At 67.9% G+C, this 11,408-nt stretch carries 9 protein-coding genes; 8 read left to right on the forward strand and 1 reads right to left on the reverse strand.

Features of this window, described 5'->3' with window-relative positions; all coding sequences use genetic code 11:
• The first annotated feature begins 46 nt into the window (after positions 1–46).
• Positions 47–1,018, forward strand: a complete 972-nt coding sequence (locus tag M3Q23_09720; protein ID MDP9342349.1) for an aldo/keto reductase — start codon at positions 47–49, stop codon at positions 1,016–1,018.
• A gap of 51 nt (positions 1,019–1,069) precedes the next feature.
• On the opposite strand, the gene M3Q23_09725 is transcribed toward M3Q23_09720, so the two are convergent.
• The gene (locus M3Q23_09725; GenBank protein MDP9342350.1) at positions 1,070–1,291 is read right to left on the reverse strand and encodes a hypothetical protein; all 222 of its coding nucleotides are present in this window, start codon (positions 1,289–1,291) and stop codon (positions 1,070–1,072) included.
• Between the two features lie 101 nt (positions 1,292–1,392).
• Here M3Q23_09725 and M3Q23_09730 point away from each other — a divergent pair, with 101 nt between their 5' ends.
• From M3Q23_09730 to M3Q23_09760, 7 genes are all read left to right on the forward strand, one after another.
• Positions 1,393–1,617, forward strand: a complete 225-nt coding sequence (locus M3Q23_09730) for a hypothetical protein (GenBank protein MDP9342351.1) — start codon at positions 1,393–1,395, stop codon at positions 1,615–1,617.
• A gap of 323 nt (positions 1,618–1,940) precedes the next feature.
• The gene (locus tag M3Q23_09735; protein MDP9342352.1) at positions 1,941–5,408 is read left to right on the forward strand and encodes an AAA family ATPase; all 3,468 of its coding nucleotides are present in this window, start codon (positions 1,941–1,943) and stop codon (positions 5,406–5,408) included.
• Positions 5,409–5,447: 39 nt separating this feature from the next.
• Complete coding sequence (typA, locus tag M3Q23_09740; GenBank protein MDP9342353.1) at positions 5,448–7,274, forward strand: translational GTPase TypA; 1,827 nt, start codon at positions 5,448–5,450, stop codon at positions 7,272–7,274.
• A 170-nt stretch (positions 7,275–7,444) separates the two neighbouring features.
• The gene (locus tag M3Q23_09745; protein ID MDP9342354.1) at positions 7,445–8,317 is read left to right on the forward strand and encodes a hypothetical protein; all 873 of its coding nucleotides are present in this window, start codon (positions 7,445–7,447) and stop codon (positions 8,315–8,317) included.
• Positions 8,318–8,381: 64 nt separating this feature from the next.
• On the forward strand, positions 8,382–8,774 hold the full coding sequence (locus M3Q23_09750) for a RidA family protein (protein MDP9342355.1): 393 nt from the start codon (positions 8,382–8,384) through the stop codon (positions 8,772–8,774).
• A 316-nt stretch (positions 8,775–9,090) separates the two neighbouring features.
• Positions 9,091–10,431 (forward strand): AAA family ATPase, encoded by a 1,341-nt coding sequence (locus M3Q23_09755; protein ID MDP9342356.1) that lies wholly within the window; start codon positions 9,091–9,093, stop codon positions 10,429–10,431.
• Positions 10,432–10,642: 211 nt separating this feature from the next.
• Positions 10,643–11,290: a DUF4435 domain-containing protein gene (locus M3Q23_09760; GenBank protein ID MDP9342357.1), complete on the forward strand. Its 648-nt coding sequence runs from the start codon at positions 10,643–10,645 to the stop codon at positions 11,288–11,290.
• The last annotated feature ends 118 nt before the right edge of the window (positions 11,291–11,408 follow it).

Genomic DNA, 11,408 nt, shown 5'->3' on the forward strand with positions numbered 1-11,408 from the left:
CTCCAGGATGGCGCGGCCCGTTCTGTCCTCGTTCCCGATCGGTTTCATGAGCGCCGTGCTCGGTTCCACCGGGCTTCCGGTGTCGCGGATCGGTCTGGGCCTCGCCGCCCTCGGCCGCCCCGCCTACATCACCCTGAGGCGCGACCGGGACCTGGGCGCAGCCCGAAGCCAGGAGGCCATGGAACGGCGGGCGCACGAGGTGATGGACGCGGCGTACGAAGCTGGGATCCGGTACTTCGACGCCGCCCGGTCCTACGGGTACGCCGAACGGTTCCTGGCCTCCTGGCTCGAGCGGGACGAGCCCTTGCGCAAGGTGACGGTCGGGTCGAAGTGGGGGTATCGGTACACCGCGGGGTGGCGCCTCGACGCCGAGGTGAACGAGGTCAAGGACCACAGTCTGGAGGCCCTTCGGCGCCAGTACGCCGAGAGCCGTTCCATCCTGGGCGACCGTCTGGCCCTGTACCAGATCCACTCGGCGACCCTGGAAAGCGGCGTGCTGGAGGACCGCCGGGTGCTGGCCGAGCTGGCCCGCCTGCGGGACGAAGGTCTGGTCATCGGCCTGACCGCGAGCGGACCGCGGCAGGGCGAGGTGATCCGCCGGGCCCTGGAGGTCTCGGTCGACGGCGTGAACCCCTTCTCGGCGGTTCAGGCCACGTGGAACGTGTTCGAGCCCTCCGTGGGGCCGGCCCTCTCCGAGGCGCGGAAGTCGGGCTGGGGGGTGATCGTGAAGGAAGCCCTGGCCAACGGCCGCCTGACATCCAACGGCGCGCCGCCGGCCGAGCTGGCCCGTGTGGCCGACGCGCACGGCGTGGGGCCGGACGCGGTCGCGCTGGCCGCCGCCCTGTCCCAGCCGTGGGCGTCCGTCTGCCTGTCGGGAGCGGTCAGCGTCGACCAGCTCCGGAGCAACGTCGCCGCGCCGGCCGTCACGCTCTCGAACCACGAGCTCGATCGTCTGGCGCGGCTGGCCGAGCCCCCGGAACAGTACTGGCGAACCCGCGCCGGGCTCCCCTGGCGGTAGCCGGGCCTGCGCTCGCGTTCCTCTCGCAGAAGCCGCTCCACCCCGATCGGGCTAGCCGGCTTCCTCGCCCTTGACGATGCCGAAGACGGCCCCCTGCGGGTCGGCCAGGACGGCGTACCGGCCCGCGCCCTCCATGGTCATGGCGGGCATCAGCACGCTTGCCCCGCCCTCCAGCGCGGCGGCCAGTGTGCCGTCCACGTCGGCGACCTCGAAGTAGATGGCCCAGTTCGGCGGGATCTCCATGCCGGGCTGGGGGGCGGTCAGCCCGCCCACCGGCCTCGCCCTTGCTGAATATCGTGTAGGAACCGCCGCCCATGTCCATGGTCCGGGCGGTCCACCCGAAGACTTCCTCGTAGAAGGCCTGGGCCCGGGCCGTGTCGGGCGTCCACAGCTCCGCCCAGCCGAACGACCCGGGAACGTCGGCCAGCCCGAACCCCGGATGGTCCTTGGGCTGCCACGCGCTGATCGCGGCGCCGGTGGGGTCGGCCATCACCGTCATGCGGCCCGACTCCAGCACGTCGAACGGCGGCGCCAGCACCATGCCTCCGGCGGCTTCCGCCGCCTTGGCGGTCTGGTCGGCGTCCTCGGTGGCGACATAGACGTTCCAGCGGGGCGGGATGCCCTGGGAACGTTCCTGGTCGAACTGCTGGGTCCCGGCGCCGACGTAGCGGTCTCCGAGCCCGAACATCGTGTACACGCCGCCGTCCGGCAGCGGGGCGTCCCAAGCCTGCCACCCGAACAGCTTCGTGTAGAACTCCCTGGCGGCCGGGAAGTCGCTGGTGGCGAGCTCCACCCAGCAGAACGTCCCCGGCTCGTGCTTCTCGAACTCCGTCATCGTCGGCTCCTTCCGTTCGCTGGTCCGGTTCGTCCAACCCTAGCGCGGGCCGCCGACAGGCGTGCATCCGGGCATACACTCCCCCGCATGATCGTGTGTGCCCGTTGCGGGCAGGAGAACCCGGACGGGTTCCGGTTCTGCGGCCGCTGCGCGTCTCCCCTCGGCGCCGAGGCGCCGAGGGGCGAGGAACGCAAGGTCGTCACCGTCCTGTTCTGCGACCTGGTGGGGTTCACCGCTCGCTCGGACCGGGCCGATCCCGAGGACGTTCGGGCCACGCTCCGCCCGTACCACGCCCGGCTCCGCATCGAGATCGAGCGCTACGGCGGGACGGTGGAGAAGTTCATCGGCGACGCCGTCATGGCTGTGTTCGGAGCGCCGGTGGCGCACGAGGACGACCCCGAGCGAGCCGTCCGCGCCGGGCTCCGCATCACGGAGGCCATCGAGGAGCTCAACGAATCGCAGAGCGGCCTGGACCTCTCGGTCCGGATCGGGATCAACTCGGGGGAGGCCGTCGTCGCCCTGGGGGCCCGGCCAGCGGAGGGGGAGGGCATCGTCACCGGCGACGTGGTCAACACCGCGGCCCGCCTGCAGACCGCCGCCCCGGTCGGCGCGGTCGTGGTGGGTGCGTTGACCTACCGGGCGACCCGCGAGGTGTTCGACTACGACGATCTCGACCCCGTAGCCGCGAAGGGCAAGCAGGAGCCGATTCCTCTGTGGCGGGCCCTACGGGCGAAGAGCCGGTTGGGCGTGGACATCGAGCAGGGAACCCGGGCGCCGCTCCTCGGCCGCGACGCCGAGCTCGGGCTGCTGAAGGACACGTTCATCCGAACGGTTCGGGACCAGGCGCCGCAGCTCGTGACGCTGACCGGCGAACCCGGGGTGGGCAAGTCGCGCCTGGTCTGGGAGTTCCGCCGGTTCGTGGACGACACGCCAGACCTCGTCTACTGGCGGCAAGGGCGCTGTCTCCCCTACGGCGACGGCATCGCGTTCTGGGCCCTCGGCGAGATCGTCAAGGCCCAGGCCGGCATCAACGAGACCGACGACCCGGAGCGGGCGTCGGCGAAGCTCGACGCGGCCGTCCGCTTTCTGGCCGCGCCCGCGGAGGAGGCCGAGTGGCTGAAGGCGCGACTGGCCCCGCTCGTGGGCGGCGAGGGCGCCGGCAGCGGTGCGGACGCGGTGGCGCGGGACGAGTCCTTCGCGGCGTGGCGGCGGTTCCTCGAGCTGGCGGCCGCGCGCTCCCCTCTCGTCGCCGTCTTCGAGGATCTCCACTGGGCCGATCCGGTGCTGATCGAGTTCCTGGAGCATCTCGTCGACTGGGCGTCGGGCGTGCCGTTGCTGATCCTGTGCACCGGCAGGCCCGAGCTGTACGAGCGCCACCCCGGTTGGGGCGGCGGGAAGCGGAACTCCTTCACCGTGGCCCTCTCGCCGCTGGGTGCCGAGGACACCGCCCGTTTGATCTCCGAGCTGCTGTCCCAGGCGGTGCTCCCGGCGGAGGTCCAGTCGGCGCTCGTGGAGCGCTCCGGCGGCAACCCCCTGTACACGGAGGAGTTCGTGAAGATGCTGGTGGACCGGGGCGTGCTTGCTCGCGGGGAGAACAGGGGCCCGTGGCGGCTGGCGGCCGACGCGGACATCGCCGTCCCGGAGACGCTCCAGGCGCTCATCGCGGCCCGGCTCGACACGCTGCCCATCGAACAGAAGTCGCTGCTCCAGGACGGGTCGGTGGTGGGGAAGGTCTTCTGGAGTGGGGCTGTGGCCGCCATGGGAGCCGTGGACGAACAGGCGGTCCGCATCGCCCTGCACGAGCTCGCACGCAAGGAGTTTCTCCGGCCCGCCCGGACCACCTCGATGGAGAACCAGGCCGAGTACTCGTTCTGGCACGTGCTCATCCGCGACGTGGCCTACGGGCAGATCCCCCGCGCCGCCCGCGGGAAGAAGCACCGGGCCGCGGCCCGGTGGATCGAGGGCCAGGCGGGGGACCGGGCGGTGGACCAGGCCGACTTCCTTGCCTACCACTACGGCCAGGCGCTGGAGCTGGCCCGGGCGGCGGGAGACCGGGTTGAGTCGGAAGGCTTGAGGGAGCCGCTGCAACGGTTCCTGGTGCTGGCCGGCGATCGCGCGTTCCCGCTCGACGCCGCCAAGGCGGAGTCGTTCTACCGCGACGCCCTGGAGCTCCTTCCCGAGGGAACCGTCGATCGTGCCCGGGTCGAGCTCAAGGCGCTTGACGCCGGGTGGACGTCCGGGACCAGGCCGGCCCAGGAGGTCATCGCCGGCTACGAGGGCCCCATCCGCTCCTTCCGCGAGGCCGGCGACGTGGAGGCGGCGGCGGAGGCGATGATGGCGCTGACCGGCCCGCTCTGGGTCAGCGGTGAGACGGAGCGAGCGGAGCGGGTGGCCCGGGAGGTCATGGAGCTCCTGGGGACGGACCCGTCCCCGCTCCTGGCGCGCGCCCACTCCATCCTGGCAGGCCGATTGATGCTGTCCAGCAAGTTCGACGAATGCCTTCGTCTGACCGACCGGGCCCTCGAGCTCGCGGCCCAGTTCGGCATGGACGAGGTGACCCTGCGGGCCCTCCAGTTCCGGGGCAGCATCTGGTGCCTTCGGGGCGATCCAGAAGGTGGCCTCGCGGACCTGCGGCAGTCGCTGGACATGGCGCTGAGCCGGGCCTCGGGCCAGGCCTACGCGGCCTACGTCAACCTGGCCGACTTCGTGTGGGACGAGATGGGGCCGGCGGCGGGGCTGGCGATCTATCGAGCCGGCATCGACCATTCCAAGGCCCGCGGGAACTTCAACAGCGCCATGTGGGCGACGGCGGAGTCGGCCTGGCTCCTGTTCGGGTCGGGCGAATGGGACGAATGCCTTCGGTCGGCGGACGAGGTCATCGAATGGGGGCGCGGTTTCGGGGAGACGCAGATGACGGTGATCGCCATGCAGTCGAAAGCGGACGTGCTGGTGAGCCGGGGTCGGGCGCGGGAGGCGGCGGAGCTCGTCGCGGAGTTCCTGCCCAGAGCCCGGGCGGCCCGCGATCCGCAGATCCTCATGCCGTCCCTCGTCACGGCGACGGCGGTGGACCTCGCACTGGGGCGGCGCCCGGAGGCGACGGAGCAGATCATGGAGTACGCCCGCGACGTCCTGGACCCGACGTTCGCGGCCTACTTCCAGCCCCAGGTCTCGCGAGTCCTGGTCCAGGCCGGCCGCACCGACGACGCGCAGGACTACTTCGAAGCGGGGGTTGCCTCCTTGGTCCGAATGCGGCACGGGGGCGTGGCCGCGGCGGGGATCCTGGCCGAGGCCCGGGGGGAACTGGAGGAGGCGGAACGGCTCCACGCGGACGCGGCGGCGCGGTGGAACGACTACGGCTACCCGTTCGAGGAAGCCCATTCCCTGCTCGGACAGGCCCGATGCCTGATCGGGTCGGGTCGAGGCGGCGAGGCAGAGGCACCGCTGTCGCGGGCCCAGGAGATCCTGGCCGGACTCGGAGCCCTACCGCTGCTCGCCGAGGCCTCGCGCCTGCTGGAGGAGGTCCGCTCCGCCGGTTCGGCGTCGCCGGGCCGGTAGACTGGAGGCGACCTCTGTCTCCCCTCGAGGACCCCTGCCATGCCATCCCGTGAAGACCTTCGCAACGTCGCCATCGTGGCCCACGTCGACCACGGGAAGACGACGCTGGTCGACGCCATGTTGTGGCAGACGGGCGCTTTCCGGGCGGGCTCGGACGTGGAGGAGCGGGTCCTCGACTCCATGGACCTTGAGCGCGAGAAGGGCATCACCATCCTCGCCAAGAACACCGGCGTGAACTACGGCGGGGTCAAGATCAACATCGTCGACACGCCCGGCCACGCCGACTTCGGGGGCGAGGTGGAGCGCGGCCTGACCATGGTGGACGGTGTGCTGCTGCTGGTCGACGCCTCGGAGGGGCCGCTGCCGCAGACCCGGTTCGTCCTTCGGAAGGCGCTGGAGGCGCGCCTGCCCGTGATCCTGGTGGTCAACAAGGTCGACCGGCCCGACGCCCGCATCGCCGAGGTCCTGGACGAGGTGTACGAGCTGTTCCTGGACCTCGACGCCGATGAATCGCAGATCGAGTTCCCCATCCTGTACGCGAACGCCCGAGCGGGATGGGCCTCCACGGTGCCGGACGTGGCCGGTTCGGACCTGAAGCCGCTGTTCGAGATGCTGATCGAGCACATCCCGGCGCCCCGGTACGACGATTCCCATCCGCTCCAGGCTCTGGTGACGAACCTGGACGCCTCGCCCTACGTGGGCCGGCTGGCCCTGTGCCGGGTGATGCACGGCACCATCCGCCGGGGCCAGCAGGTGGCGTGGTGCCGGGCCGACGGGTCCATCGAGCCGGCCAAGATCACCGAGCTGTACGTGACCGAAGCGCTGGACCGTGTCCCGGCCGAGGAGGCCGGGCCAGGCGAGATCATCGCGGTGGCCGGCCTGGCCGAGGTCACCATCGGCGAAACCCTGGCCGACCCGGCCGACCCCCGTCCGCTCCCGGTCTCGCACTTCGACGACCCCAGCCTGTCCATGACCGTCGGCATCAACACCGCGCCGCTGGCCGGCCTGGACGGCGACAAGGTCACGGCGCGCCTGGTGAAGGGGCGGCTGGAACAGGAGGTGGTGGGCAACGTCTCCATCCGGGTCCTGCCCACCGAGCGCCCCGACACGTGGGAGGTGCAGGGCCGCGGCGAGCTCCAGCTGGCCGTGCTGGTCGAGATGATGCGCCGCGAGGGCTACGAGCTCACCGTGGGCAAGCCCCAGGTCGTGACGAGGCTGGTGGATGGGCGGGTCCACGAGCCGGTGGAGCGCCTGGCCATCGACATCCCCGAGGACTTCCTGGGAGTGGTGACCCAGCTCCTCGCGCTGCGCAAGGGCCGCCTGGAGCACATGGTCAACCACGGCACGGGCTGGGTCCGCATGGAGTACCTGGTGCCGGCCCGGGCCCTGATCGGGTTCCGGACCGAGTTCCTCACGGAGACCCGGGGGACCGGCCTGCTGCACCACGTCTTCGACCGCTACGAGGCGTGGCACGGCGAGCTGCGCACGCGTCCGACGGGGTCGCTGGTGGCCGATCGGCGTGGCATGACCACTTCGTTCGCCCTGCTGAACCTCCAGGAGCGCGGCTCGATGTTCATCGGCCCCGGCGTGGAGGTCTACGAGGGCATGATCGTGGGCGAGAACAGCCGGTCGGAGGACATGAACGTGAACCCGACCCGGGAGAAGAAGCTCACCAACATGCGCTCGTCCACCTCGGAGGAGCTGGTGCGCCTCATCCCGCACCGCGAGCTGTCCCTGGAGCAGGCCCTCGAGTTCATCCGCGAGGACGAGTGCGCGGAGGTCACCCCGAAGAGCGTCCGCCTGCGCAAGGTGGTCCTGGACCAGACCGACCGCCTGAGGGCGTCGCGCCGGGCCGGCGCCGACTGACCGGGAACCGTCCGCCCCCTTCAGGTGTACTCCAAAGCGTCATGGGCGGAAGGACCCTTCGCTGGATCTGGGCCTCGGCCGCTGGGACGGTCGTCCTGCTCGCCGGGTGTACGGCGTCGGGGTCGCACGGTACGACACCCGTCGCTTCGGCCACGCTTGGGCCCTCTCCCGTGCCGACCCCTTCCGCGACTCCGCTTCAGGCGGGCGCCATCGACGTGTCGTCCCTTCCAGGGCGGATCGCGTTCGCCAGCGGCACGGCGGACGTCTACGTGGTGAATGCGGACGGGTCGCACCTCCGCCAGCTGACCGCGAACCCGGCCAACGACTTCGACCCGTCCTGGTCGCCTGACGGGAAGCGGATCGCCTTTCGGTCGGAGCGCGACGGCAACAACGAGATCTACGTGATGAACGCCGACGGGTCCGCACAACGGAACGTGTCACTGTGGGAGGGGGACGACTGGGGACCGGCGTGGTCGCCGGATGGGCGGTGGATCGCATTCAACTCGGCCCGGCCCGGACTGGTGGGGCTGCACCTGTACCTCGCATCGCCGGACGGCGCCCTTTCGCTCCGGGTTGCGCACCGCTACGTCGAGTACCCGGCGTGGTCGGCCGACGGCACGAAGATCTCCTTCATGTCCCCCGCCCGTGACGGCGCCTACGACATCTTCGTGATGGACGCCGACGGAACGGACGTGCGGCAGCTGACGCACTCGCCGGGACCGGACGGCTGGCCGGCCTGGTCACCGGACGGCCGGCAGATCGTGTTCGCCTCCGTACGGGACGACTGCTCGTACTCGAGCGCTGCGGGCTGCAAGACATCCGGTGACGTCGGCCCGTACCACACGCTGTGGATCATGAATGCCGACGGTTCGAACCAGCACCGCCTGACTGACGTGTTCGGCCAGTTCGCCGTGTGGTCGCCGGACGGCAGATACATCCTGTTCGCCCCCGGTCTGAGCGTGATCCGTCCCGACGGCACCGGGCTCGCCCGCATCGAGGTCGGCGCCGCGGAGCCCGAGATGCCCGACTGGACCGCCGCCTGACGGCGTCCCGGTTACCGTTCCTCCAGCCCAGCAGTGAAGTCCGGGACGACGCAAAGGAGGACCGATGACCGTTCGGCTGAGCAACGTGCCTGCGTTGAGCGAACCGCCCGGCTACCACCACCTGGCCGTGGCCGATGGGCGCACCCTCGTGTTCACGGCGGGCCAGGTTCCCCTCGACGGGTCGGGGGAGCTCGTGGGAGAGGGCGACGCCGTCCGCCAGACGGAGCAGGTCCTGGCGAACCTGCTGCTGTCCCCGGAGGCAGCCGGGGCCCGCGCCGAGCAGGTGGTCAAGACCACCGTCTACGTGGTGGGCGGCGACCACGACCGGCAGGCGGCTGTGTGGAATGTGGTGCGGGACTCCCCGGTCGGGGCGTCGCCCAGCACCCTGGTGGGTGTGGCGTCGCTCGGCTACCGCGGGCAGCTCGTGGAGATCGAAGCGGTAGCGGTCCGCGACTGAATCGTCCGCTCCGAGCGAAGGTCCAAATCACTTTGCCTACCCGGGCGCCAGCGTCGCTAGGGCGGCGTCCCGGAGCTGGACAGCGTCGGGGGGCCACGCCCAGAACCGTGACCCCGCTGGTCGAGGAAGGTCCGGGCCCGCTCGGCGCCGTGGTCGAGCGAGATGATCGGCGTGTCCGTCGACCGGTAGTTCGCTCCTCCCGGGGACTGAGCTGAGCGCGATCCTTCCGGCGTCTTGATGGCAAGTCCTGCGTCCCTCTCGAGTCTTGCGCTGAGACCAAGGAACGAGCCATCATACGCGAAGGGGGTGATGCAGGGTGCGGATCGGCTCGGTTTCGATCAGAGGGCTCTTCGATACGTTTTCATATGACATCCCGCTTAACCTTGACGAGAGAATCACGCTCATCCATGGGCCGAATGGCGTAGGCAAGACCTCCATTCTGAAGGCTCTTTCCAGTCTATTTGCTCAGAACTTCAGCGTACTCCGCCGGATTCCATTCGGGAGTATAGAAATTGCTTTCGAGACCGGCGAGAAGCTGAAGGTCGCTCGCCGCAAGTCGCCTTCCCAAGATCAACCTCAGCCCGATCTAGCTTTCTCGCTCAAGAACCCTAGCCTCGGCGAAGACCTCAAGTTCAACCTGCCAATCCTCGATGAGGCTGAGCGTCGATTCGTGCCCCCCCTTGGGCTAATTGAAGACCATGTTGATACGCTGCAGAGGGTTGGTGAGTTCGAATGGTTCGATCAGTTGACCGGGGAAACCCTTGCCCTTGAGCAAGTTTTGGACAGATATGGGGAGATTCTCCCAATCCCGCGCCAAATCCTGGCACGCCGGGTGCCCGAGTGGCTGAGCGAAATACTCGAAAGCCTCCCAATCCTATTCATTGAGACTCAACGTCTATTCGCGATTGGCGAAAGGCCCCGCCGATTGGGTAGACCGCGCCCGACCGAGATGGCCTCGGCGGTGGCTACATATGCGAGTGCTCTATCTCACACGATTCAGAGGGATCTTGCCCAATACGCTACCATCTCTCAAGAACTGGATCGAACGTTTCCGAGCCGGCTGCTGAAGCAACGCAAGCTTCCTGCAAGGGCGACAGAGAAGGAGATCCGGCGCCGGTTCATTGTTCAAGGAGAGCAACGAGGAAGACTCATGGAGGCTGGACTCCTCGAAGCGGCGGAAGAGCTTCCACTTCCACATAGAGAGCTCGACGCCATCGAGTTGAAGCTCTTGTGGGCGTATCTGGCAGACGTGGATCGTAAGTTAAAGACGTTCGACCAGTTGCTGGCACGGATTGAATTGTTCAAGGAGATCATCAACCCTAAGTTTCTATTCAAAACGATGTTTGTGGACAAGGGGAAGGGCTTTGCCTTCGAGACCAATGTAGGGGAGGAGCTTCCTCCGACACAATTATCCTCCGGCGAGCAGCACGAACTGGTCCTTGCGTACCAGCTCCTCTTCGAGGTGGCACCTGGCTCGTTTATATGCATAGACGAACCCGAAATCTCTCTACATGTAACTTGGCAACATCGCTTTCTCGAAGATCTTCGGCGGATCGCGGGAGTCTCGAGTGTGGACTTTCTGGTGGCTACGCACTCGCCTCAAATCATCCATAAGAGTTGGCAACTGGCTGTGGATTTGGAGCCGCCGGTATCGTGAGGCGGCACTTGACTGCCTACGACGTGTTCGCTGAGCTTCGCATGATTCGTACTGCGTTCCGCGGTGCCTTGGTCATCCTTGAAGGCGAACACGACGCCCGATTGTATGACCGGTGGCTGGATACTTCGGTGACACGTTCGATCCCGGCACACGGCAAGGAGCACGTCCTGGAAGTCATGGGGCTCGTGGAGACCGCTAAACTTCCTGGGTGGTGGGGATAGTGGATGGAGACTTCTGGCACTTGGAAGGAGTGGGGACGCCTTCTGCGAACCTTCTAATCACTGATTTTCATGATGCGGAGATGTTGGTAATCGTTTCGACAGCGTTGGGCCGAGTAATTCGCGAACTGGGGTCGGCGGAAAAGATCGCTCGGTTTCGAGCCCTCCATGGAGGGAAGCCTCTCGTCCGTATCCTTCTTGAGATAGCGGCGCCCTTAGGGGCGCTTCGGTGGGCCTCGGAGCGAGAGGGATGGCGCCTTGATTTCAACGTTAGGCTTGATCGCGCGAGGTGCATTGAGCCACGACACTTAAACCTCGACTTCGGGCGATGGGTTGAGGTTGTCTTGCAGGTGAGCGGCTCTGCTCTTAGGAGAAGAAGGGTTCACGAGGTTGTCAGCTCCCTTCTGTCGGAGCAGCCAGACTTGCGCCAACTCTGCTCAGGGCACGATATCGTTGCCATCATGAGTGTGGGTCTGAGACGGGCTATTGGTTCCCGGCGGATGGCCGGTGCTTTGCCCGACGTGTTAGAGGAGGGGCTTCGAATGGCATACGATAGCAAGGACTTCAGGAAGACAAGCCTTTACGCAAGTGCGAGGGCGTGGGAGGCGAGGAACCCTCCATATCAGCTATTCGATGCCTGACCGGATCGAGGTGCGGTTAGTCATAGAAGTGTGACCGCACATAAGGGGTTCCCTGCTTGTCCGCCAGGGTGTCTATGTTGACCCCCCCGCCTATCCCCTTGGAGAGTAAGGGGTGGTT

It is taken from the genome of Actinomycetota bacterium (genome assembly GCA_030774015.1).
Classification (GTDB): domain Bacteria; phylum Actinomycetota; class UBA4738; order UBA4738; family JACQTL01; genus JALYLZ01.